Here is a 23,502-nt window from a genome sequence, read left to right on the forward strand (position 1 = left end):
GCCGCGGCGCCGGGGGCCGGGGGCCGCAGCCCCCGGACCCGCCGTCACCGTCAGCTGCGCGTACGCAGCAGCGTCCGCATGGTGCGCATGGCGACCGACAGGTTCGCCAGGTCGAACGACTCCGAGCCCTGGATCTCGTCCAGCGTGGAGCGCGCACGCCCGAGCAGCGCCGCGTTCTTCTGCTCCCACGCCTCGAAGCGCTGCTCCGGCGTCGCCGCGTCGGCGCCCGCCGACAGCACGTCCTGAGTGAGCGCCGCGTGCGTCGCGAAGAGGTCCTCGCGGATCGCCGCACGCGCCATCGACTGCCACCGGTCGCTGCGCGGCAGTTCGATGATGCGGTCGAGGAGCTGAGTGATCCCGAGCCGGTCGGCGAGGTCGTAGTAGATCTCGGCGACGTCCAGCGGATCCCTCTTCACCCGGTCGGCGACGGCGACGATGTCGAGGGCCGGGAAGACGGACGAGAAGCCGGCGACCCGCGTCGCCAGTTCCTCCGGCACGCCCGCACCCGTCAGCTCGTCGTGGATGCCCTGGTACCACTCCAGGTCCGCGCCGCGCAGCAGCTTGGGCAGCTGCGACCACACCGACGCCACGCCCTCGGTGAAGAAGCCGATGGTCTCGGCGATCTCCAGCGGCTGCGGCCGGTTGTTGAGCAGCCAGCGCGTGCCGCGCTCGACGAGGCGGCGCGAGTGGAGCCGTACGCGGGTCTGGACGTCGGCGGCCACGACGTTGTCGAGACCCTCCACCTCGTCCCAGATGCGGGACATCTCGAAGATCGCGCGGGCCGCGGTGTGCGCCCGGACGATCTCCTCGGTCGACGCGCCCGTCTCCTCCTTCATACGGTGCAGGAAGGTCGTACCCGCGGTATTGATCGTGTCGTTGACCAGCACCGTGGTGATGATCTCGCGGCGCAGTGCGTGCCTGTCGACCTGGGCGGTGAACCGCTCGCGCAGCGCCCGCGGGAAGTAGGCGTGCAGCAACTGCAGCAGATACGGGTCGTCCGGCAGCGAGGTGGTGAGCAGCTCCTCGGCGGTCGTGATCTTGGCGTACGCGAGCAGCACCGAGGTCTCCGGCTGGGTGAGGCCGATGCCCGCGTTCAGCCGTTCGCGGATCTGCCGGTCGGTGGGCAGGAACTCCAGCGCGCGGTCGAGCTTGCCGTCGCGCACCAGTCGCCGGATGTAGCGCTGCTGCGCGTTGAGCAGGCTCGATGCCTGCGCCATGCTGTTGGCGAGCGCCACGTTCTGGGCGTAGTTGTTGCGCAGCACCAACGCGCCGACCTCGTCCGTCATCTCGGCGAGCAGCTGGTTGCGCTGCTTGACGGTCATGTCGCCGTCGGCGACCACTGCGTTGAGCAGGATCTTGATGTTCACCTCGTGGTCGGAGGCGTCCACACCTGCGCTGTTGTCGATCGCGTCGGTGTTGATCCTGCCGCCCTGCAGGGCGAACTCGATCCGGCCGAGCTGGGTGAGCCCCAGGTTTCCTCCCTCGCCGACGACGCGGACCCGCAGATCGCGGCCGTCGACCCGGATGGCGTCGTTGGCCTTGTCGCCGACGTCGGCGTGCGACTCCGCCGAGGACTTCACGTAGGTACCGATGCCGCCGTTCCACAGCAGGTCGACGGGGGCGCGCAGGATCGCCTTCATCAGCTCGGCGGGCGTCATCTTGGCGATCTTCGCCTCGATGCCGAGCGCCTTGCGGACCTGCGGGGTGATGCTGATCGACTTGGCGGTGCGCGGGAAGACCCCGCCGCCGGCGGAGATCAGCTTCGGGTCGTAGTCGGCCCAGCTGCTGCGGGGCAGCTCGAACAGGCGGCGCCGCTCGGCGTACGAGACGGCCGCGTCGGGCTCGGGGTCGATGAAGATGTGCCGGTGGTCGAAGGCTGCGACCAGGCGGATGTGCTCCGACAGCAGCATGCCGTTGCCGAAGACGTCCCCGGACATGTCGCCGACGCCGACGACCGTGAAGTCCTCTTCCTGCGTGTTGTGACCCATCTCGCGGAAGTGCCGCTTGACCGACTCCCACGCGCCGCGGGCGGTGATGCCCATCTTCTTGTGGTCGTAGCCGACGGAGCCGCCGGAGGCGAAGGCGTCGCCGAGCCAGAAGCCGTAGGAGATCGCGACCTCGTTGGCGATGTCGGAGAAGGACGCGGTGCCCTTGTCGGCGGCTACGACGAGGTAGGTGTCGTCCCCGTCGTGACGGACGACGTCGTGCGGCGGGACGACCTCGCCGCCGACCAGATTGTCGGTGATGTCGAGCAGGCCGGAGATGAAGGTCTTGTAGCAGGCGATGCCCTCGGCCAGCCAGGCGTCGCGGTCGGCCGACGGGTCGGGCAGCCGCTTACCGACGAAGCCGCCCTTCGCGCCCACCGGCACGATGACGGTGTTCTTCACCATCTGCGCCTTGACCAGGCCGAGGACTTCGGTGCGGAAGTCCTCGCGCCGGTCGGACCAGCGCAGTCCGCCGCGCGCGACCTTGCCGAAGCGCAGGTGCACGCCCTCGACGCGCGGCGAGTACACCCAGATCTCGTACGCGGGGCGCGGCGCCGGCAGGTCGGGGATGGCCTGCGGGTCGAACTTCATCGACAGGTACGGGTGCGGCCTGCCGTCGGCGTCGCGCTGGAAGTAGTTGGTGCGCAGCGTCGCCTTGATGAGCGTGAGGAAGGCGCGCAGGATGCGGTCCTCGTCCAGCGAGGCCACCTGGTCGAGCGCGCCGTCCAGCTCTTCGAGCAGGCCGTCGATGAGCTCGGAGCCGGCCCGCTGGTGGTCCGGGGAGAGGCGGGCCTGGAAGAGGTTGACCAGCAGCCGGGTGGTGTGGACGTTGGTGCGGAGGGTGTCCTCCATGTAGTCCTGGCTGAAGGGCGCGCCGGCCTGGCGCAGGTACTTGGCGTAGGCACGCAGCACCATTGCCTGACGCCATGTCAAACCAGCTCGCAGCACCAGGCAGTTGAACTTGTCGTTCTCCGCCTGGCCGGTCCACACCGCGGCGAAGGCGTCCTGGAAGCGCTCGCGGGCGTCGTCACCGAGGTCGCCGAGCGAACGGTCGAGGCGCAGTCCGAAGTCGTACACCCACGCCTTGGACGCGCCGGTGCGCTTCAGCTCGTACGGCCGCTCGTCGACGACCTCGACGCCGAGGCGCTGCAGCACCGGCAGGACGGCCGAGAGCGAGACGGGCGCGCCGGTGCGGTAGATCTTGAAGCGGCGCTCGCCCTCGGGCGCGCCGACCGGCTCGTACAGGCTGAGGGTGAAGTCGTCCTTGCCGAGACGTTCGATGTGCTGGAGGTCGGCGACGGCGGTGCGCGGCGTGAAGTCCGCCTTGTATCCCTCGGGGAAGCCGTGTGCATAGCGGCGCGACAGCTCGGCCGCGCGCTCCTCGCCGCACTCGGCACCCAGCGCCTCGGCGAACCCGTCCTCCCAGGAGCGGGCGGCCTCGACCAGCCGTGCCTCGATACGGTCTGCTTCGGCGTCGGTGAGCTCCGGCAGCTCGGTGCCGGGCGCGACGCGGATGACGAAGTGCAGCCGGGAGAGCACCGATTCGGTGTTCCAGGCGGTGAAGTCGACGGTGCGGCCCTGGAGTTCCTCCTTGAGGATCTCGGTCAGGCGCAGCCGGACGGCCGTGGTGTAGCGGTCGCGCGGCAGGTAGACGAGGGCGGAGTAGTAGCGTCCGTACTCGTCCTTGCGCAGGAACAGCCGCAGCCTGCGCCGCTCCTGCAGGTACAGGACGCTGGTGACGATGGGACGCAGCTCGTCGGCGCTGGTCTGGAAGAGCTCGTCGCGCGGGTAGGTCTCGAGGATCTGCAGCAGGTCGCGGCCGTCGTGGCTGTCGGGCGAGAAGCCGGCGCCGGAGAGCACCTCCTGCACCTTGCGGCGGATGACGGGGACGCGGGTGACGGACTCGGTGTACGCGGCGGAGGAGAACAGGCCGAGGAAGCGGCGCTCGCCGGTGACATTGCCCTCCGCGTCGAAGGTCTTCACCCCGATGTAGTCGAGGTACGACGGGCGGTGCACGGTGGCGCGGCTGTTGGCCTTGGTGAGGATGAGCAGCTTGTGCTCGCGCGCCTTGGAGCGGACGCCGGGCGGCAGCCGATGGAAGGCGTGCGAGACGGAGTGGGTGCCTTCCGCGTCCCGGTGTGTGGGGTCGGCGCGCAGCACGCCGAGGCCGGTGCCGGGCACGGCGGCGAGCACGTCCTCCTCGGTGCCGTCCGGTCCCGGCTCCGTGGTCAGCTCGTACTCGCGGTAGCCGAGGAACGTGAAGTGGTCGTCCGCGAGCCAGCGCAGCAGCTCCCAGGCCTCGCCGACCTCCTGCTCGGGCAGCGGCGGCGGGCTGGCGGCCAGCTCGTCGGCGATGCGCAGCGCGGCGTCGCGCATCTTCGTCCAGTCCTCGACGGACTCGCGGACGTCGGACAGCACGCGCCGCAGGTCGGTGCCGATCTGCTTGAGGTCGGCGCGGTCGGTCTCGCGGTCGATCTCGACGTGGATCCACGACTCCACGACCGCGTCGTGCGGCAGTTCCGGGCCCGTGGCGTCGAGCGGGGCGCCGGAGTCGAGGATCTCGAGCAGCTTGCCGGTGACGTCGCGGCGGACGACGACCTGCGGGTGGATGACGACGTGGATCGCGCGGTCCTGGCGGGACAGCTCATTGGTCACCGAGTCGACGAGGAAGGGCATGTCGTCGGTGACCACCTCGACGACGGTGTGGCTGCACGTCCAGCCGTTCTCCTCGACGGTGGGGGTGTGCACCCGCACGTTCGCGGTGCCCTGGGGACGCGTCTCCGCGAGGCGATAGTGGGAAAGTGCGGCTCCGTAGACGTCGACCGGGTCGCGGTCGAGAAGGTCCTCCGGTGCCGTGTGCAGGTAGTACTGCTGGAGAAACGCCTGTACGGCCTCTGCGTCGAGGCCCTGGCCGGGTTGTTGACCCCCTGCCGGGCTGTTCTCAGCTACCCGGGCTGCCCGTGCGAGCAGCTCGGCCTTGGCTTCGTCCAGCTTGGTCTGCATGTCCTCTGACTCCTGTCGCGCGCCGTTGCGTGACGTGAATGGGTGTGGTGGCGGCGCGTCGCCCCGGCGCGGGATTGCCGTTCAGGGTCGACGTTATGCCTCGTTGAGGGCTTTCAGGGCGGGTAGTCCTGGATTTGACCCGGTTGTAACGATCAGCCGCGCCCAGGGGCTCATGCCGCTCCGGGCGCAGGGCAGGGGCATCGTCGCCCCTGCGGGGTATCGCACTGATCACGCGGTAAGGCTATCGCTCCGGGTACGGGGGCTGTCAGGGACCGTTTGCGTACAAAGCCTCCCTCCAAAATTTGACACTTTGGACAGTGCGCGGCTTGCCGTGACCACTTGGCAAAGCCTGCCGAGGGGTGCAGGTTGGGCATGGGGGCGGCCGTGCTGTGCGCACGGCCCGGCCCCCCGCTCTTTGTCATACGCGAGGACGGACGGTACAGCTCATGACGGCGAAGATCCTCATCCTGACCGGCGACGCGGCGGAATCGCTGGAAGTCCTCTATCCGTACCAGCGGCTGCTCGAAGAGGGCTACGAGGTCCACATCGCGGCGCCGACGGCCAAGAAGCTCCGCTTCGTGGTGCACGACTTCGAAGAGGGCTTCGACACCTACACCGAGAAGCCCGGCTACACCTGGCCGGCCGACCTGGCCTTCTCCGACGTCGACCCGTCGCAGTACGCGGCCGTGGTCATCCCGGGAGGGCGCGCGCCGGAGTACCTGCGCAACGACCCTGAGCTCCGCAAGATCCTCAAGTCCTTCTTCGACGCCGACAAGCCCGTCGCCCAGATCTGCCACGGCCCGCTGATGACCGCGTCGATCGGAGCGCTGAGCGGCCGGCGGCTGACCGCCTACCCGGCGCTGGAACCGGACATGGAGGCCGCGGGCGCGGCGTTCCAGGACTCCGAAGCCGTCGTCGACGGGGTGCTCATCTCCTCGCGTGCCTGGCCGGACCATCCGGCGTGGATGCGCGAGTTCCTGAACGTGCTCCGCGCGAAGGCCCCGGTGACCTGAGTCCCGCCGACCCGGACCTCTCGGGTCGGCGTCAGCGAATTCAGCGTATGAGGTCCTCGGCGACCCCGACGGCTTCGGCGAGGCTGTCCACCACCGGCACTCCGGCCCGCTGCAGGCTGGACCGGCTGTGCGAGCCACCGGTGTAGAGCACGGCGTGCGCTCCGACGTGCGCCGCTGCGGTGGCGTCGTCGACGGCGTCGCCTATGACCACGGTGCGTCGCGCCTGGACGCCTTCAAGGGCGTCCAGGTGGCGCACCATGTGCTCGATCTTGCTGCCCCCCGACGGGCCGGTGCGCCCCTCCACCCTGACGAAGCGGGATTCGATGCCGAACGAGCGCACCAGCGAAATCAGCTCTTCATGCCCGTACATCGACAGGATCGACTGACTGCGTCCGGCCGCCTGCCATCCGGTGAGCAGCACGTCCGCCCCCTCGGCGAGCGCACAGGCCGCACGCTGCAGCGTGTAGTGCCGGTGGAAGGTGCCGTCCATGTGCTCCCACTCCGCCTCCGTCGGGATCCGGCCGAGGAGCCTCTCGTAGAAGCGCGTGATGGGAACGCAGTACAGCTCGCGGTACTGGTCGAGGGTTATCTGCTCGAAACCGAGCTCCGCGAAGGCGGCATTGGTGGCCCCGACCACCGCTTCGATGTCGTCGAGCAGGGTCCCGTTCCAGTCCCATACGAGATGCGCTGTCATGAAAAAGACGGTACAGCGGGGGTCTGACAACGCGACGTTCAGCCGATCAGGCTGGGGATCTCCTGCGTCGCGTACCAGAGCAGCTCGTGGTCCTCGGCTCCGTCGACGGTGAACCGGGCGTCCTCGTCCCCGGCGTCCGCCGCGCCCAGCGCGTCGGCGGCGGCGCTCACATCGCCCTCCGCGTCGGAGCTGTCGACGTGGACGGCGGCCGCCCTGCCCAGCGGTATCGGCTCGGCGAGCCGCACCTCGCCGAGAGTCGCCGGGTCCAGGCCGTGGTCCGGGTCGTACGACGCCGCGCCGTCGGGCACGTCGACCGCGACCACCACGCGGCGGCGGGCGATGCCCGGGTCGCCGGCGAGCAGCCGCAGGCTGGCCTGTGCGGCACGAGTGAGGGCCGCATACTCCAGCTCCTCGATGTCGTCCGAGACGTACCACTCGCGCAGCGCGGGGGTGACGGCGAAGGCGTTCAGCGGCGCCGGGCCCAGTTCGCCCGCCTTGTGCGCCTCGGCGAGACCGGGCAGGGTCGTGGGGATGTAGACGCGCATCGCTGCCGCTCCGTGACAGGGCCGTTTCGGTACGGGCTCAGCATACGGTCGTACCTCGCGTGCAAGTCATCCACCGTCCGGCGGGATTTCCGGCGTATCCCCCGCCGTACCCCTTCGGAGGGCACGGCCTGGCCGGAGGGCTTTCGTCCGCGCCCTCCCGGCACCGGGCGCGACAGCGGTTTGGAGCCCGCCGTCACCCTGATAGGTGAATTCGATCCACGCGGTCCGCGGCCTCCCGCTCGCCTTGTCGCCCTCCGGCCGCGCTCGCTACAAGTCTCCTCAGCTAGGCACCGGCCACGCAGAGTGGGGGAACTCCGCAATGACCACCACGACCACCATCGAACACACCGCACAAACCGCACAAACCGCACGCACGGCCCCGCCCGCGCGCCGCGACACACGGCGCCCCGGCCCCGGAGGCCGCAGGCCCCTCGCCGTGAGCCCCGCCGACGCGGCGCGTCGACGCCAGGCCCACTACTGGTTCGCCGACCGGCTGGTCGAGGTGCTCAGCGGGCAGCGCCCGGCCGGCTGGATGCTCCGGCACATGTCGGGCGAGGCCACCTACGACCGGCTGTGGCAGCTGGCGGCCCGAGGCGTACTGCGTCCCCCGGCGGGACGGCCGGCGCCCGTCGTCAAGCGGTGCGACAAGCGGGCGCCCGCACCCGATGTGCTCGAAGCCTTCGCCCGCATCGCATCGGGCGAGGCGCTGCGGGCGCTCGCGTTCCGCCTGGAGCGCGGCCTCGACCAGCGGTGGCGCTGCACCGCGGTGGACTTCACCGGACCGTCCTGGTGACCGGGCCCGGAGCGGGCCCGGTCACCCGCCGGGTCACTTCTTGCGGCGACGGCCGCCCTTCTGCGCCTTGCGGCGCTCGGCCCGGGTCATCCCGTCGGAGTCGGAGGCGTAGCCCGGCCCGCTGCCGTCGTTGCTGAAGTCGCCCTCGACGACACCGCCCTGGCTGTCCATCGTCGGCGCCGAGAAGTGCAGCCGGTCCGGGCGCTGCGGGGCGTCGAGGCCCTTGGCGCGGATCTCCCGGCGTGCCCCGCCGGCACCGACCGGCACCGCCTCCTGCTCCGGGGCCTCCTCCGCTGCGAGCGCCTCGTCGGCGACGGGGACCTCCTCGACCTGCTGCTCGACCTGGACCTCCAGATTGAACAGGTAGCCGACGGACTCCTCCTTGATCCCGTCCATCATGGCCTGGAACATGTCGAAGCCCTCGCGCTGGTACTCGACCAGCGGGTCGCGCTGCGCCATCGCCCGAAGGCCGATGCCCTCCTGGAGGTAGTCCATCTCGTAGAGGTGCTCGCGCCACTTGCGGTCGAGCACCGAGAGCACGACCCGGCGCTCCAGCTCACGCATGATCTCCGAGCCGAGCTGCTCCTCCCGCAGCTTGTACTGCTCGTGGATGTCGTCCTTGATCATCTCGGAGATGAAGTCGGCGGTGACACCGGCCCGGTCGCCGGCCGCCTCGTCGACCTCCTCGATGGTGACGGTGCACGGGTACAGCTGCCCGAAGGCGCCCCAGAGCCGCTCCAGGTCCCACTCCTCGGCGAAGCCCTCGCCCGTCTCGGCCCTGATGTAGTCGTCGATCGTGTCGTCCATGAAGTGGGCGATCTGCTCCTGCAGGTCCTCGCCCTCCAGGACGCGGCGGCGCTCGGCGTAGATGACCTCGCGCTGCCGGTTGAGCACCTCGTCGTACTTCAGGACGTTCTTGCGGATCTCGAAGTTCTGCTGCTCGACCTGCGACTGGGCCGAGGCGATGGCCCGGGTGACCATCTTGTTCTCGATCGGCACGTCGTCCGGCACGTTCGCCATCGCCATGACCCGCTCGACCATCTGCGCCTTGAACAGACGCATCAGGTCGTCGCCGAGGGAGAGGTAGAAGCGGGACTCGCCGGGGTCGCCCTGACGCCCGGAACGGCCGCGCAGCTGGTTGTCGATGCGCCGTGACTCGTGCCGCTCGGTGCCCAGCACGTACAGCCCGCCGAGCTCGGTGACCTCCTCGTGCTCGGCCTTCACCGCGGCCTTGGCGCGCTCCAGCGCCTCCGGCAGCGCCGCCGCCCACTCCTCGACGTGCTCCAGCGGGTCGAGGCCGCGCTGGCGCAGCTCCGCCTCCGCGAGGTCGTCGGGGTTTCCGCCGAGCTGGATGTCGGTACCGCGGCCGGCCATGTTGGTGGCGACGGTGACGGCGCCCTTGCGGCCCGCCTGGGCGACGATGATCGCCTCACGGTCGTGCTGCTTCGCATTGAGCACCTCGTGCGGCACGCCGCGCTTGGCGAGCTGCTGCGAGAGGTACTCGGACTTCTCCACCGAGGTGGTGCCGACCAGGACCGGCTGGCCCTTCTCGTGCTTGTCCGCGATGTCCTCGACGACGGCGGCGAACTTCGCCTCCTCGGTGCGGTAGATCAGGTCGGCGCGGTCGAGGCGGGCGACCGGGCGGTGCGTGGGGATCGGCACCACGCCGAGCTTGTAGATCTGGTAGAACTCAGCGGCCTCGGTCATGGCCGTACCGGTCATGCCGGCGAGCTTGTCGTAGAGGCGGAAGAAGTTCTGCAAGGTGATGGTGGCCAGCGTCTGGTTCTCGTTCTGGATCTCCACCCCTTCCTTGGCCTCGATCGCCTGGTGCATGCCCTCGTTGTAACGGCGGCCGGCGAGGATACGGCCCGTGTGCTCGTCGACGATCATGACCTCGCCGTCGATGACGACGTAGTCCTTGTCGCGCTTGTAGAGCTCCTTGGCCTTGATCGCGTTGTTGAGGAATCCGACGAGCGGGGTGTTGACCGACTCGTAGAGGTTCTCGATGCCCAGCCAGTCCTCGACCCGCTCGACACCGGCCTCCAGCACACCGACGGTGCGCTTCTTCTCGTCGACCTCGTAGTCGCGGTCTCGCTTGAGGCGGGTGACGAGCTTGGCGAAGTCGCTGTACCACTTGGTGGCCTGGTCGGCCGGACCGGAGATGATCAGCGGGGTCCGCGCCTCGTCGATGAGGATCGAGTCGACCTCGTCGACGATGGCGAAGTTGTGCCCGCGCTGCACCAACTCGTCCTTCGACCACGCCATGTTGTCGCGCAGATAGTCGAAGCCGAACTCGTTGTTGGTGCCGTAGGTGATGTCGCAGGCGTACTGCTCGCGGCGCTCCTCCGGTGTCATGTTGGCGAGGATGCAGCCGACCTCGAGGCCGAGGAACTTGTGGACGCGGCCCATCCACTCCGAGTCGCGCTCGGCGAGGTAGTCGTTGACGGTGATCAGGTGCACGCCGTCGCCGGAGAGCGCATTGAGATACGCGGGCAGCGTGCCCACCAGGGTCTTGCCCTCACCGGTGCGCATCTCGGCCACATGGCCGAGGTGGAGCGCGGCTCCGCCCATGATCTGCACGTCGTAGTGGCGCTGGCCGAGGACGCGCTTGGCCGCCTCACGGACCGTGGCGAACGCCTCGGGGAGCAGGTCGTCGAGGCTCTCGCCGTCCGCGTAGCGCTGCTTGTACTCGGTGGTCAGAGCGCGCAGCTCGGCGTCCGAGAGGTTGACGAAGTCCTCTTCGATGGAATTGACCTGGGCCGCGATGCGGTTCAGCTTGCGCAGGATCTTTCCCTCACCTGCGCGCAGGATCTTGCCGAAGACGGACACGTAGGCTGGCTCCTTGCCGGTCGGGCCTGGCACGCTCTCTCGCGCTGGGCACGGCGGGGTCCGTGCCCCTGCCGCAACGGCCATCGTAAGCGACTGGACGAGCCCGCCGGGAGGTCCGTCGACGCACCGGCGCTCCGTCACACGGACCGGTGATCCGCAAGCGCCGGAAAATCGGTCCCCACGGGGCATCCGGCTCGTCGATACTCCGTGCATGGAACCCGTGACTCTGACCACCGGCCGGTTGCTGCTCCGCCCCCTGACCACCGACGACACGCAGGCGGTGTACGAGGCGTGCCAGGACCCCGAGATCCCGCGCTGGACCACCGTCCCCTCCCCTTATACGCACGAGGACGCCACGGAGTGGGTCGAGCGGACAGTCCCGTCCGGATGGCGCGAGGACACGGCGTACAACCTCGGCGTGTTCACCAGGGCCGGCGGATTCCTGGTGGGCGCTATGGGGCTGGTGCGGCTGAAGCTGCACGAGCCGGAGCGCCAGGCCGAGCTGGGCTACTGGACGGCCAAGGAGCACCGCGGGCGCGGTTACACGGTGGAGGCCGGCCGGGCGGTGTGTGCGTGGGCCTTCGACGAGCTGCGTGTCGAGCGGCTCGAATGGGTGGCCGAGGCGGGGAACGAAGGCTCCCGAGGGGTCGCGCGGAAGCTCGGTTTCGTGATGGAGGGGACGCTTCGCGCGAAGATCGTGCACGCGGGCACCCGGCGGGACGCCTGGACCGGCTCGCTCCTGCCCTCGGACGCCGGGCGCGAGTCGCAGACCCCGTATCTGCCGCTGCCACCCCGCTGACCTGCGGTCATCGCCCAGCCCGGGGCATTGTCAGTGCCCGGTCCTACGCTGAGCGGCATGACGAATCCGCTGCGTTCCGTGGAGCGGGCGCCACGCCCCGAGGTCACGTTCTCCGCCGACGACGCCCGCCGCATGGCCCTGCGCGCCCAGGGCTTGCTGGGCGCGCAGGACAGACGCGGCGGGGTGCGCGGGGTGCTGCGCCATCTGGGCGCGGTGCAGCTCGACACGATCTCGGTGCTGGCGCGCTCCCACGAGCTCATCCCGTACGCGCGGCTCGGCGCCGTGGGCCGCAAGGCGGTGGAGGCGGCGTACTGGGGTGAGAGGCATGCCTTCGAGTACTGGTCGCATGCCGCCTGCATTCTGCCGATCGAGGAGTGGCCGCACTTCGCGTTCCGGCGCCGGGCCCGGCGCGCCAAGGGGCGCCGCTGGCATGTGATGACGGATGCCGAGCGGTCGTGTGCGGCAGTGCTGGACCGGCTGAAGGCCGAAGGGCCGCTCACCGCCACCGAGTTGGGGGGAGCCAAGAACGGCGGGCCGTGGTGGGACTGGTCGGAGACGAAGATCGCCGTGGAGTACCTGCTCGACACCGGCGAGGTGATCTGCACCGAGCGCCGCGGCTGGAAGCGGGTGTACGACCTCGCCGAGCGCGCCGTCCCCGACGAGCTGCTCCATGACGATCTCGACGACGCCGAGTGCATACGGCGGCTGGTCGGGCTCGCCGGCCGCTCGCTGGGGGTGGCGACGCGCGCGGATCTCGCCGATTACCACCGGCTCACCGGCGAGCAGGTGGACTCCGCGATCGAGGGCTCCGGTCTGGTGCCGGTAGAGGTCGAAGGCTGGTCCAAGCCCGCGTGGGCGGATCCTGTGGCCCTGGCGGATGCCTCGGCGGGGAAGCGGGGGCGGCATCGCACGACGCTGCTCTCACCGTTCGATTCGCTGATCTGGGACCGGGCACGCACCGAGCGGATCTTCGGCTTCACCCACCGGCTCGAGGCGTATGTGCCGAAGCACAGGCGGGTCCATGGCTACTTCGCGATGCCGCTGCTCGCAGGCGGGAAGCTGGTCGGGCGGGTCGATCCGGCCCGGGAAGGGAGGACTCTGGTCGCCAGACAGCTGTCGCTGGCGAACGGTGCAGCCGTGCGTCCGATGGCACGGGCGCTGCGCGAGGCCGCTGAGTGGGTGGGGTGTGACGGGGTGCGCATCGAGCGGCTCGACGACGCGAAGCTCGCGGCCGCACTCTCGGCCGAGCTCGCCTGACGCTCATCTGATTTCGAGGATCTTCTCCCGCATCGCGTAGACCACAGCCTCCATCCGGGAGTGCAGTTGCAGCTTCTCCAGGATGTTGCGCACATGGTTCTTGACCGTGTTCTCGCTGATGAACAGCTCCTTGGCTATGTCTCGGTTGTTCATACCGGTGGCCACGAGCTTGAGGACCTCCAGCTCGCGGTCGGTGAGCCGGGGGGCGGGGACGAGGCGGCGCTCGTCCGTGCGCTGGATCATCGACTTGAACTCGCTGAGCAGCTTGGAGGCCATCGAGGGGCTGATCTGCGACTGGCCGTCGGCGACCGCACGGATGGCGGTGGACACCTCGTCGGTGGAGATCTCCTTGAGGAGATAGCCGGTCGCCCCGGCCTTGATCGCCTCGTAGAGGTCGGCCTCCTCGTCGCTGATGGTCAACATGATGATCTTGGCGCTGGGCGCCACCTCCTTGATGGAGGTGCACGCCTCGATACCGCCGCGTTTCGGCATCCGTACGTCCATGAGAACAATGTCCGGCAGCAGGTCAGCGGCCTTGTCGACCGCCTCCGCGCCGTCACCGGCCTCACCGACCACCTGGATGTCGGGCTCCTGGGCGAGCACGATCTCCAGGCCGCGCCGGAAGAGGGCGTGATCATCGACGACGAGGACCCGGATGGGCTCGCTGCGTCGCGCTCCTGCGCCCGCCGCCACATCCGTCTCGGGGCCGTCGGCGCCGTCCGATCCGGCCGCGCCCTCGACGGCGGCCGACGGTTCGAAGCTGTCCGGCATCGGTTCCTCCCCCTCAGGCCAGAGCCCCACCTGTGCGCACTGCACAGCACATCGCCAATCCGACCGCACAGTCCGCCGGTTGGCTCCCCCGCCATGATTTCACGTCCGGACGGCGACGCGGGGACTCCGCCTGTGCGATGGCGCCCCCCGTTGCTGCCGGGGGGCGCCATCGAGGACCGTTCACCGCCGGAGCGCTCCGCCCGCGCCGGTTGGGGCCTCCTCGGCCGAGGGGTCCTCCTTGAGGTAGATGACGCCGTAGTCGTAGCCGTGCCGCCGGTAGACGACGCTGGGCTGGTTCCGTTCCGCGTCGACGAACAGGTAGAAGTCGTGCCCGACCAGTTCCATCGCATAAAGCGCCTGGTCGAGCGTCATCGGGGATGCGGCGTGCGTCTTCTCGCGGACCACCAGCGGGCCCTCGCCCTGCACATCGAGCGGCCCGGCCTTCGTGGTGGGAACGCCGTTGGCGGCCGGCTCGGCCTCCTCCTCATCGCCCATGGTCGCGAGGGGAGCGGTGTAGGCGGCAACGCTCATGGCGGTGCGGCCGCCGCGCCGTGCCATATGGCGCTTGTCGGCGTGCTTGCGCAGTTGGGCGTCCAGCTTGCTGGTCGCCGCGTCCAACGCCGCATACGGATCACTGGCCGAGGCCTCGGCTCGGATCACCGGGCCACGGGAGCGAAGCGTGATCTCCACCCGGTCGCAACGGTCGGCCAGCCGGGGGTTGTGCTCCTTGGAGAGCTCGACGTCCAGGCTGATCGCCTTCCCGTCCAGCTTCTGGATCTTCTCCAGGTTCAGCTTTTCGGCCACGTGCTTGCGGAACCGCTCGGGCACTTCGGTCTTGCGGCCCTTGACGACGATGTCCACGCAGAACTCCGTTCCCGGATCGCCCCGCGCGCGGGGCACATCCCTTGCGCTAAGGCCGGCGGGCACCGGTCCCGGCCGGCACTGCGAAACAGCTTCCCCGCATCCCCGGGACCTCCCGGAGCGGCGGAGTCGCGGCTTTCACCTCCTCCTCCCCCAGGGGAAAGATCAACACCCCATCCGCATCGGGACATTGATCCCGGGCCCAGCCGTTCGGAAACAGTGGAGAGCTGAATTACCCAGGAACTTCACCAATAGGGTTTCCGGCGTATTTCCCGACACTCCTCACAACTGAACATAGCTCCCCCGGCCGAGGGTCGGCACCCCCTACGGGGCTATACCTCCGTTCGGGTGAATACACGTCCCTACTACCAGCAACGATGTTGCTCCTTCAGCGGTTCCGGTTCGGTCAGCAGTCACGCGGGGACGCTGCCACAACCGCTGCGGCCGCGACGGTGCCGCCCGCCGTCGTCACCGCTCTCGCCGCCTCGACCAGCGACGCTCCTGTGGTCATTACGTCGTCGACCACGACGGTCGTGCCCTTGCCGAGCAGCCGCCCACTGCCCGCGGCGGCACTCAGCGCCCCCGACAGGTTCTCCACGCGCTGCGTCGCCGACAACCCCGCCTGATCGGCCACGGCACGGCGCTGCCGCAGCACCGCGAGCACCCGCGCCGGTATCCCCTCGCGCCGCAGTTGCCGCGCCGCGCACAGCGCCATCCGCCGGGCCGGATCGTGCCCGCGAGCCGCCGTCGCGCTCCGCGCCGACGGCACGGGCACCAGCAGCACCGGCCCGTCCTGTCGCCCTCCGCCGTGTCCGGCGGCGCGCATGCCCGCACGTACGCCGGCGGCCAGGGCCGCCCCCAGCGGCTCGGCGAGCCGGAGAGCCCCGCGCTCCTTGTGCGCGAGCAGCACGGCCCGCACCTCGTCCTCGTACGCCCCCGCCGCGTACACCGCAGGCAGCCCTGGCGGCTCCGGGGACGGACGCACCCGCCGTATCTCCTCCATGTCGCGCAACCGCGCCAGACACTTCGCACACAGCGCGCTGCGCGTCCGGCCGCACCCCGCGCACTCGACCGGAAGCACAAGATCGGCGATTTCCCGCCACCAGCCCCGCATGCCACCCACTCTGCTCGCACGGGACTGGACCGGCTACCCCCTGTGGATAACTTCGCGCAGAGCGACCGTGCGCCGGCAGGCCCGTGGGGCGGGGGAGGGGTCAGCAGGGGTCAGCCCGGGTAGACGGGAGAGGTCCCGTCCGGGGAGAGCTGCTGCCAGTCGGTGTCCGCCGGGAGCCGGTACATGCCTTCGTCCGAGTCGACGAGCAGCGGCCTGTCCCCGCCTGCCTCGTTCTCGGACGCCGCCACCGCCGAGACCTTGCTGATCCCCGGCAGGGTCGGCGTGTACGCGGCCGAACCGTCGGTGTCGACGTACTGCAGCTGCTGCACGCCCCGCTCCTGGCTGCCGACCACCACGAGCTTGCTGTCGCCCGCCCACGACATCGCATCCACGTCCGAGAACTGCGGCGCCGCGTCACGCAGCTCCGTGACGGACACCTGCGGATCCGCGGCCGTGCCGCTCCACTCGACGCGCCCCAGCTCCAGCTGCGTGTGCCCGCCCTGGTTCACAAGAAGCGCGATCCGCACTCCGTCCGCCGCGACCCGCACCGCCTGGATCCGGCCGTCGGCCAGGTTCGGCACCGATACCTCGGCGGTCCTGCCGTTGCGCCACATCAGCAGCCGCGACCCATGGGCGTCCCGGTCGGCCACCCACAGATTCCCGAGCCCGTCCCAGCTCGGCGCGGTCAGACCGTCGGAGCCGTCCGACGACGTCTGCTGGGCCGAGCTGGTCAGCACCGCCCGCGCCGCCCCGCCCGACGACAGCGGCCCCACATACAGCACGCGGCCGTCCTCGCGCACCCCCGCAGCGGTCTGCTCGTCCCGCGAGACGGCCACCGACCTCAGCCCCACCTGACCCGAACCGAACGGTCCGGTCACCCGGTGCGCCTCCTGCGAGTCCGCGCCCACGCTCTCGAGACGGTGGTCGCCGTCGACGAAGTACAGCTGGTCGGCGTCCCCCTCCACCTGCGAGGGGGCATACGGCCGGGCGTCGTCGTGCCCCAGCGAGCACAGCGTCCTGCCGTCCGCACGATCGATCTCGACTGAGTCCACCCGCGGCGTCGACTGGTCCTGAACGGTATTGATCAGCTGGGCCGCCATCCGCTGGCAATGCCCCGGGCCGATGCGGTTCACCTGGCTGCCGAGCCTCACCCGCAGCTTCCCCGAGTCGTCCAGCGCGAGGTTCTGTCCCAGCAACTGCGTGCCGGGCGGGAATGCCGAGGCGACCACCGGCTGCAGCCAGTCGCTGGGGCCGGCGAGCAGCGCCTGAACGGTCGCCGTCACCGGGTCGATGCGCCGGCGTATGTAGACCGGATCGGCGACGAGCACGCCCTGGGCGGGCGCGGAGCCCGCGGCCTGGCCGAGCTGGGCGAAGAAGTACAGGTTGACCGACTGGTAGATGCGCTGGAAGTCGGACTGGCTCAGCACGAGACCGTCGGGAACGCTGTCGATCCGCCACTCCCCATCTACCCGCACCAGGTGAAAGCTGGTGCGGTACGTACCGGACGCCGGCGTGTACGACCGCTTGCCGTCGACGTAGGCCACCTGCGCCGCGGAGAGATCGATCGTCGTCCCCGGGTCCTGGTCCAGGCCCTGGGGGCGCACCTCCGACAGCTGCGGGCCCCCCGCGAGCACAGTGATGCCCGCCGCCGGATTCCACTGCGTCTGCGCGTCGGCGGTCAGATAGTCCTTCGCCGTGCTGTAGTCCGCCTCGTCGCTGGTGGTCGCCTCCAGGAAGCCGCGCACGATCTCCATCGGCTGCTCGTTCTTCTGAGGTTTCACGCCGAAGACCGTCACCTGGGGGTCCGATGCATTGCGGGACTGGTCCGCGACCTTGGTGACATCCCCGCTCTCCGGCATCGAGGCACAACCAGCGAGCAGCACGGCACACGCCGGCAGCGCGCAGGCCCAGCCGAGCAGTCGCCGGCTGCCGCGCGTCCGGCGCATGCGGCGGCCCGCGTGCCGGCCGGCCCGGCCGACGGCCTGCTGCCTGCCCATGCCCCTCATCGCGGTGTCGTCCTCCCCCGGCCTCTCGGGCCGCTCAGCTGTCCCGCTCCTGCTCGGCTGCGCCGTCCTCCCGGCTCGCGGGCGCATCCGGCGGGCCCGTCTCCTGTGAGCGCGCCCCGACGACCCGGGCCCCGCTCCCGGGAAGTGCCGCCGGGTCCGCGGAGGGCGGTCGCGACGCCGACGCCGCGACAGACGGTATCGGCGACCGCGCGGCCGGGAGCGCACGGGGCGCAGGAAGCGCCGTCGCACTCTCGCGGAGTGCGCCCTTTGCGCCCTCTACACCGCTCGCGCCGCTCGCGCCAGTCGCGCCGTTCACGCCCTGCCTGCCGTTGCTCTGGCCGTTGCCCCGGGCCCCCGCATCCCGGAGCCTCCGCTGGCGCCGCGAATCCTCCGGCTCCAGCGGGATCGGCGACGCACGCAGGCTGCCCTCCGCCGTCCTCGGCAGGGTCAGCCGGAACTGCGATCCGCCGCCCGGCTCACCCCAGGCCTGCAGCCAGCCGCCGTGCAGGCGTGCATCCTCGACCGCGATCGACAGGCCGAGTCCGGTGCCGCCCGTCGTCCGGGCCCGGGCCGGATCCGCCCGCCAGAACCGGTTGAAGACCCGAGTGGCCTCGCCGGGCTTGAGGCCGACGCCGTAGTCCCGCACCGCGACCGCCACCGCACCGCCCGCCGACGCCATCCGGACGACGACGTCACGCCCCTCGCCGTGCTCGACGGCGTTGACCACGAGATTGCGCAGGATCCGCTCGACGCGCCGCGCGTCCGCCTCCGCGACCACGGGCTGATCGTCGCCACGGACGACGATGCGGCTGCCCTTGCGCTCCGCCAGCGGCTCCGCCGCGTCGACGACACGCCGTACGACGTCGCGCAGGTCGACCGGCTCGGCGTCCAGTGCCGCCGCTCCGGCGTCGAACCTGCTGATCTCCAGCAGATCCGACAGCAGCGACTCGAAACGTTCCAGCTGGCTCTGGAGCAACTCGGCCGAGCGCGCGGTGACGGGATCGAAATCCTCCCGCGCGTCATGGATCACGTCGGCGGCCATCCGCACGGTGGTGAGCGGGGTACGCAACTCGTGCGAGACGTCGGAGACGAAACGCCGTTGCATTCGCGACAACTCCTCCAGCTGCTGGATCTTCAGCTGGAGCGTCTTGGCCATCTTGTTGAACGACTCGCCGAGCCGTGCGATGTCATCCTCGCCGGTGACCTTCATCCGCTCCTGGAGCCGCCCGGCCGCCAGCCGCTCGGAGATGCCCGCGGCCATCCGCACGGGGGTGACCACCTGCCGCACCACCAGCCACGCAATGGCGCCCAGCAGGCCGACGACGAAGACGCCGGCCGTCGCGAGTGTCGTCTCGACGAGGCTGAGAGTCTTCTCCTCCTGGGTGAACGGGAACAGGTAGTACAGCTCGTATGCCTTGCCGCTGATGTCGGTGAGGCGCTTGCCGATGATCAGCGCGGGCTGCGGATTGCCCGGATCCGTGGTGTACACGATGGGGTGATACAGCTTGTACGACCCCGACTGGCCGGCGACGGTGTTCCTCAGGTCCTGCGGGACGCTCGCCTCCGGGTCGACGTTGCCCGAGGCGCGCGGACCACGTGTGGTGCTCTGGCTGTCCGCGAGGTACGGCTGCTGATCGGCGTCGCTCAGCGCGACCACCGAGTAGACGCCCTGGCCGCCGCTGGCGAGCTGCTGGACGAGGTTGGTGAGCCAGATACCGGCATCGGTCTGGTTGCGGCCCGACGAGCCGTTCGCGGCGCTCTGGCCGCCTCCGCCGGCCGAGCCGCCCGCGCTGTCGGCGAGTTCCTGCGCGAACGCGAATCCGCCGCGCGCCTGACTCTCCGCCGCATTGTTCTTCGCTTCGAGCAGGCCTCCCCGCACCTGACCGACGACGACGAACCCGAGCAGCAGAACGACGCCCACCGACATCAGCAAGGTGGTGGCGACCACCCGGACCTGCAGATTGCGCCGCCACAACCGCGTTGCGGGGACCAGCGGCCGCCGCGCCCAGCGCACGACGGTACGCAGCGCGTACGCGAGCACGGGCAGCAGCGCCCCCAGCGGGTCTGCCTGGCGGCTCTCCTGCCGTTCACGCTCGAGGCGCTCCAAGCGCTCCCGGCGCTCGCGACCGTCCAGGCCGTCCCCGCCGTCCCGCTCGCGCTCAGGCATGGCCGACCCCGAAGCGCCGCCGTGTGCGGACCGCTCCGGGCCGTCCTCGTACCCTGCCCTCACCGTGCGAAGGCCCTCACCGGACGGCATGTGACGGATCAGCCCGGCCCGGCCTTGTAGCCGACGCCGCGCACGGTCACCACGATCTCCGGGCGCTCCGGATCCTTCTCGACCTTCGAGCGCAGCCGCTGCACATGCACGTTCACCAGCCGCGTGTCGGCGGCGTGGCGGTAGCCCCAGACCTGTTCGAGCAGCACCTCACGGGTGAAGACCTGCCACGGCTTACGGGCGAGTGCCACCAGCAGGTCGAACTCCAGCGGGGTCAGCGCGATGGCCTCGCCGTCGCGCTTGACGGAGTGCCCGGCCACGTCGATGACCAGATCACCGACGGTGAGCTGCTCCGGCGTCGGCTCCTCGGCCCTGCGCAGTCGGGCCCGTACGCGCGCGACCAGTTCCTTCGGCTTGAACGGCTTGATCACGTAGTCGTCGGCACCCGATTCGAGCCCCACGACCACGTCGACGGTGTCGCTCTTCGCCGTGAGCATGACGATGGGCACCCCGGACTCCCCGCGGATCTGCCGGCATACGTCGATGCCGTCCCGTCCGGGGAGCATCAGATCGAGCAGCACCAGGTCAGGCTTGGTCTCGCGGAAGGCGGCGAGGGCCTTGTCACCGTCCGACACGAACGACGGCTCAAACCCCTCTCCGCGCAGCACGATGCCGAGCATCTCCGCCAGTGCGGTGTCGTCGTCGACGACGAGGACGCGTCCCTTCATAGCGACATCATCCCATTACCTGATCGTGACCTGGGCCACATGGTGGACTAAGTGCCGCGAGCGAGGCCGCGGACACCGGGGAGGCCACGCCGTTCTCCGTGACGACGGCCGTTATCAACTCGGGTGGAGTGACGTCGAACGCGGGGTTATACGCCTGTGCTCCGAGTGGTGTCACCAGCATGCCACCGCCCGCCTCGGAGACCGGAGCCTGCGGAAAGGAGATTTCCGTCACTTCGTGTCCCGGACGCTGCTCGATGTCGATCGAGGCCCCGTCCGGAGTGTCGAGGTCGATGGTCGTGGTCGGCGCGACGACGATGAACGGCACATGGTGGTAGTGGGCGAGGACGGCGAGCGGATAGCTGCCCACCTTGTTCGCCGTCGAACCGTCGGCGGCGATCCGGTCGGCGCCAATCAGCACCGCGTCGACCTCACCGGCCGCGAAGAGCGACCCGGCCGCGTTGTCGGCCAGCACGGTGTACGCCATCCCCGCGCGCGCCGCCTCGTACGCGGTCAGGCGCGCGCCCTGCAGCAGCGGACGGGTCTCGTCCACCCACAGGCGGCGCAGCAGCCCTCCGCGATGGGCGGCGAGCGCGACTGCCAGGGCGGTGCCCTCCCCGCCTGAGACGAGAGCGCCGGTGTTGCAGTGGGTCAGCACCCGGTAGCCGCCGCCGGGCGACAACTTCTCCAGCAGCCCCAGGCCGTGGCGCGCCATCCGCGTGCTCGCCTCGGCGTCTTCGGCGTGCAGGGCACGGGCCTCGGCAAGCGCCGCCGCCGCGGCCTGCTCCGCATCCGCGCCCGAGGCGAGTGCCCTTCGGTGGGCGGACACGGCCCGGCGGACCCCGTACCCCAGATTGACGGCCGTGGGCCTGGCCTGTGCGAGGAGCCCGGCGGCGTCGTCGACGTCGAAACCGCGCGCCGCTGCCAGAGCCACGCCGTACGCGCCCGCCAGGCCCAGCACCGGTGCACCACGCACGGCGAGGGAACGTATCGCCCCGACAAGCGTCTGTACGTCGGTACAGACCAGCTCGACCTCGGCGGCCGGGAGCCGGGTCTGGTCAAGGAGGATCAGGACCGGCCCTTCTGGTAGCTCTTCCCAGCGAAGAGCGGGAACCGCGACCGGAGGACCGGAGTTCGAATCATTGGCCGAAGACAGCGCGCACTGATCACCCATCCGCTCAGTCTGCCCTGCGAAGCGGGCCATATGAATGGTCCACGCACGATGCAGCGCATACGGCGACGCCGGGAACACCCGGCCACGACCCGTGACACCATGGCCGCCGGGCTCGCAGGGGCCCGGACGCGCGTCGGTCGCTGGTGGCGACAGTGCGGCAGCGGCAACGGCAGTGCCGTGACGGCAATGACGGCGGTGACGGCAGCAGTGACGAAGGAGCATCGATGAACAACTCTCCGGGCTGGGCTTCGCCCGGATCGGCCCCCTCAGATCCGGACGAGCCGGTGACGACCCCGGAGCAGCCGGAGCAGTCCGGCGGAGCCGTGCTGCCCGGGCAGTCCCAGCAGCCCGAGCAGCCCGAGCAGGCTGGGAGTGATCACTCCGCCGAGACCGATGACGCCATGCCGCCGAACTGGTCGAAGAACCAGCCGCCGCCGGCCCCCTGGAACGCTCCGGGGCCGGGACCTGCTGACGCCGTACGGCCCCCCGGCGGCCCAGGCTGGGGTACGCCCCCGCCGCAGGGCCCGGCGGGCCCTGCGGGACCCTGGGGCGGTGCAAGCGGGCCCGGCCGGCAGAGCTGGCCCGGCACCCCGCCCCCGCCGGCGGCGAAGCCCGGGGTGATCCCGCTCCGTCCCCTGGCCTTCGGCGAGATCCTCGAAGGCGCGTTCAGCACCATCCGGGTGCACTGGCGCACGGTCCTGAGCATCTCGTTCGGCGTCGCACTGCTCACCCAGGCCGTTTCGACCGTGGCGACGGGCCTGTTCCTCAAGAACACGTCGACGAGCCTCACCGCTCTCCAAAACAACCCCGACGCCAGCCCCAGCGACGTTCTCCACACGGTGACCAGCGCCTTCGCAAGCAGTGGCGTGAGCACCGCGATCAGCGTCATCGGGCAGCTCGTTGCCACCGCCATGCTCACGATCATCGTCAGCCGATCGGTCCTCGGCCGCCCGGTGACGGCGGGCGACGCCTGGCGGGAGTCCGGCCCCCGGCTTCTACGACTGCTGGCTATGACGGTGATCGTCGGAGTCGTCGCAGCGCTCGTGGTCGCTGTCGGAGCCACGCCGGGGATCCTGCTCGCCGTCTTCGGCTCCGCGGCCGGCGGTGCGGCACTGGCGGTACTCGGCGGTCTCGCGGGGTTGATCGTGGCCGTTTGGCTGCTCATCCGCCTCAGCCTCGCAACGCCCGCCCTGATGCTGGAGAAGCAGAGCGTGTTCGCGTCACTCACGCGCTCGGCGAAGCTCGTGCGTGGCGCGTGGTGGCGAGTCTTCGGAATTCAGCTGTTGGCGTCGATCATCGTCTTCGTCATCACGTCGATGATCGCCATCCCGTTCACCGCGGTCGGCGCGGTGCTCGGCGGCGACGGCGCCCAGACTCTGCTGGCCAATGGCACGACCCCGACGAGCTGGCCGTTCCTCGTCGTGATTGGCATCGGAACGGTGATCGGGACCACCATCACCTTCCCGATCAGCGCTGGCGTCACTGCACTCCTCTACATGGATCAGCGCATCCGCCGAGAGGGCCTGGACATCGAACTCGCCCGCGCAGCCGGAGTGCCGGGCTACTGAGTGTCCGTTGTGGGGTTCCGAGGTTCCCCCGGAACCCCACAACACCACCACCCATAACCAAACAAGGCACACCACCCCTAACCGAACCACAACAAAAAAGGCCTTGGGCCCGGAACGAGGTCCCGGGCCCAAGGCCTGTCAATAATTGTT

The 23,502-nt window shown here is 70.2% G+C and carries 16 protein-coding genes; 5 read left to right on the top strand and 11 right to left on the bottom strand.

Annotated features, from left to right (window positions below):
• Nucleotides 1–50: 50 nt before the first annotated feature.
• Nucleotides 51–4,988, bottom strand: coding sequence for an NAD-glutamate dehydrogenase (locus NGB36_RS31325; protein WP_255923993.1), 4,938 nt, complete (start codon nt 4,986–4,988; stop codon nt 51–53).
• A 446-nt stretch (nt 4,989–5,434) separates the two neighbouring features.
• Here NGB36_RS31325 and NGB36_RS31330 point away from each other — a divergent pair, with 446 nt between their 5' ends.
• Nucleotides 5,435–6,001: a DJ-1/PfpI family protein gene (locus NGB36_RS31330; protein WP_255923994.1), complete on the top strand. Its 567-nt coding sequence runs from the start codon at nt 5,435–5,437 to the stop codon at nt 5,999–6,001.
• Between the two features lie 40 nt (nt 6,002–6,041).
• Here NGB36_RS31330 and NGB36_RS31335 read toward each other — a convergent pair whose 3' ends face one another.
• Both NGB36_RS31335 and NGB36_RS31340 read right to left on the bottom strand, forming a co-directional pair.
• On the bottom strand, nt 6,042–6,695 hold the full coding sequence (locus NGB36_RS31335) for an HAD family hydrolase (protein WP_255923995.1): 654 nt from the start codon (nt 6,693–6,695) through the stop codon (nt 6,042–6,044).
• A 38-nt stretch (nt 6,696–6,733) separates the two neighbouring features.
• Nucleotides 6,734–7,240 (bottom strand): DUF6912 family protein, encoded by a 507-nt coding sequence (locus tag NGB36_RS31340; protein WP_255923996.1) that lies wholly within the window; start codon nt 7,238–7,240, stop codon nt 6,734–6,736.
• 319 nt (nt 7,241–7,559) lie between these two features.
• On the opposite strand from NGB36_RS31340, the gene NGB36_RS31345 reads away from it, so the two are divergent.
• Nucleotides 7,560–8,033, top strand: a complete 474-nt coding sequence (locus NGB36_RS31345) for an Rv3235 family protein (protein WP_255923997.1) — start codon at nt 7,560–7,562, stop codon at nt 8,031–8,033.
• 33 nt (nt 8,034–8,066) lie between these two features.
• Here NGB36_RS31345 and secA read toward each other — a convergent pair whose 3' ends face one another.
• Entirely contained in the window at nt 8,067–10,862 is a 2,796-nt protein-coding gene (gene secA / locus NGB36_RS31350; protein ID WP_255923998.1) for a preprotein translocase subunit SecA, read from the bottom strand.
• 211 nt (nt 10,863–11,073) lie between these two features.
• Between secA and NGB36_RS31355 the strand changes: the two genes are divergently transcribed.
• Both NGB36_RS31355 and NGB36_RS31360 read left to right on the top strand, forming a co-directional pair.
• Complete coding sequence (locus tag NGB36_RS31355; RefSeq protein WP_255923999.1) at nt 11,074–11,661, top strand: GNAT family N-acetyltransferase; 588 nt, start codon at nt 11,074–11,076, stop codon at nt 11,659–11,661.
• A 57-nt stretch (nt 11,662–11,718) separates the two neighbouring features.
• Nucleotides 11,719–12,918 carry a winged helix-turn-helix domain-containing protein gene (locus NGB36_RS31360; protein WP_255924000.1) on the top strand — a complete coding sequence of 400 codons (1,200 nt, stop codon included), beginning with the start codon at nt 11,719–11,721 and terminating at the stop codon, nt 12,916–12,918.
• A gap of 3 nt (nt 12,919–12,921) precedes the next feature.
• On the opposite strand, the gene NGB36_RS31365 is transcribed toward NGB36_RS31360, so the two are convergent.
• The 7 genes from NGB36_RS31365 to mtnA form a co-directional block, all read right to left on the bottom strand.
• Nucleotides 12,922–13,689 (bottom strand): response regulator, encoded by a 768-nt coding sequence (locus tag NGB36_RS31365; protein WP_255924001.1) that lies wholly within the window; start codon nt 13,687–13,689, stop codon nt 12,922–12,924.
• Nucleotides 13,690–13,869: 180 nt separating this feature from the next.
• Nucleotides 13,870–14,550: a ribosome hibernation-promoting factor, HPF/YfiA family gene (gene hpf / locus NGB36_RS31370; RefSeq protein ID WP_372509575.1), complete on the bottom strand. Its 681-nt coding sequence runs from the start codon at nt 14,548–14,550 to the stop codon at nt 13,870–13,872.
• A 406-nt stretch (nt 14,551–14,956) separates the two neighbouring features.
• Nucleotides 14,957–15,664, bottom strand: a complete 708-nt coding sequence (locus NGB36_RS31375; protein ID WP_255924003.1) for a ComF family protein — start codon at nt 15,662–15,664, stop codon at nt 14,957–14,959.
• A 110-nt stretch (nt 15,665–15,774) separates the two neighbouring features.
• Entirely contained in the window at nt 15,775–17,661 is a 1,887-nt protein-coding gene (locus tag NGB36_RS31380) for an LpqB family beta-propeller domain-containing protein (protein WP_255924004.1), read from the bottom strand.
• 43 nt (nt 17,662–17,704) lie between these two features.
• Entirely contained in the window at nt 17,705–19,837 is a 2,133-nt protein-coding gene (gene mtrB / locus NGB36_RS31385) for an MtrAB system histidine kinase MtrB (protein ID WP_255924006.1), read from the bottom strand.
• Between the two features lie 98 nt (nt 19,838–19,935).
• Nucleotides 19,936–20,613 (bottom strand): MtrAB system response regulator MtrA, encoded by a 678-nt coding sequence (gene mtrA, locus NGB36_RS31390; protein ID WP_255924007.1) that lies wholly within the window; start codon nt 20,611–20,613, stop codon nt 19,936–19,938.
• A gap of 7 nt (nt 20,614–20,620) precedes the next feature.
• A complete protein-coding gene (gene mtnA, locus NGB36_RS31395; RefSeq protein ID WP_255924008.1) occupies nt 20,621–21,784 on the bottom strand; it encodes an S-methyl-5-thioribose-1-phosphate isomerase in 1,164 nt (387 codons plus the stop codon).
• 224 nt (nt 21,785–22,008) lie between these two features.
• Between mtnA and NGB36_RS31400 the strand changes: the two genes are divergently transcribed.
• Nucleotides 22,009–23,352 carry a hypothetical protein gene (locus tag NGB36_RS31400; RefSeq protein WP_255924009.1) on the top strand — a complete coding sequence of 448 codons (1,344 nt, stop codon included), beginning with the start codon at nt 22,009–22,011 and terminating at the stop codon, nt 23,350–23,352.
• Nucleotides 23,353–23,502 lie beyond the last annotated feature (150 nt).

It is taken from the genome of Streptomyces humicola, assembly GCF_024436035.1.
Classification (GTDB): domain Bacteria; phylum Actinomycetota; class Actinomycetes; order Streptomycetales; family Streptomycetaceae; genus Streptantibioticus_B; species Streptantibioticus_B humicola.

What these genes read in the sequence shown, in the direction of transcription:
- NGB36_RS31325 (WP_255923993.1), bottom strand. Translation starts at nt 4,988, where the DNA reads ATGCAGACCAAGCTGGACGAAGCCAAGGCCGAGCTGCTCGCACGGGCA.
- NGB36_RS31330 (WP_255923994.1), top strand. Translation starts at nt 5,435, where the DNA reads ATGACGGCGAAGATCCTCATCCTGACCGGCGACGCGGCGGAATCGCTG.
- NGB36_RS31335 (WP_255923995.1), bottom strand. Translation starts at nt 6,695, where the DNA reads ATGACAGCGCATCTCGTATGGGACTGGAACGGGACCCTGCTCGACGAC.
- NGB36_RS31340 (WP_255923996.1), bottom strand. Translation starts at nt 7,240, where the DNA reads ATGCGCGTCTACATCCCCACGACCCTGCCCGGTCTCGCCGAGGCGCAC.
- NGB36_RS31345 (WP_255923997.1), top strand. Translation starts at nt 7,560, where the DNA reads ATGACCACCACGACCACCATCGAACACACCGCACAAACCGCACAAACC.
- NGB36_RS31355 (WP_255923999.1), top strand. Translation starts at nt 11,074, where the DNA reads ATGGAACCCGTGACTCTGACCACCGGCCGGTTGCTGCTCCGCCCCCTG.
- NGB36_RS31360 (WP_255924000.1), top strand. Translation starts at nt 11,719, where the DNA reads ATGACGAATCCGCTGCGTTCCGTGGAGCGGGCGCCACGCCCCGAGGTC.
- NGB36_RS31365 (WP_255924001.1), bottom strand. Translation starts at nt 13,689, where the DNA reads ATGCCGGACAGCTTCGAACCGTCGGCCGCCGTCGAGGGCGCGGCCGGA.
- NGB36_RS31375 (WP_255924003.1), bottom strand. Translation starts at nt 15,664, where the DNA reads ATGCGGGGCTGGTGGCGGGAAATCGCCGATCTTGTGCTTCCGGTCGAG.
- NGB36_RS31380 (WP_255924004.1), bottom strand. Translation starts at nt 17,661, where the DNA reads ATGGGCAGGCAGCAGGCCGTCGGCCGGGCCGGCCGGCACGCGGGCCGC.
- mtrB (WP_255924006.1), bottom strand. Translation starts at nt 19,837, where the DNA reads ATGCCTGAGCGCGAGCGGGACGGCGGGGACGGCCTGGACGGTCGCGAG.
- mtrA (WP_255924007.1), bottom strand. Translation starts at nt 20,613, where the DNA reads ATGAAGGGACGCGTCCTCGTCGTCGACGACGACACCGCACTGGCGGAG.
- mtnA (WP_255924008.1), bottom strand. Translation starts at nt 21,784, where the DNA reads ATGGGTGATCAGTGCGCGCTGTCTTCGGCCAATGATTCGAACTCCGGT.
- NGB36_RS31400 (WP_255924009.1), top strand. Translation starts at nt 22,009, where the DNA reads ATGAACAACTCTCCGGGCTGGGCTTCGCCCGGATCGGCCCCCTCAGAT.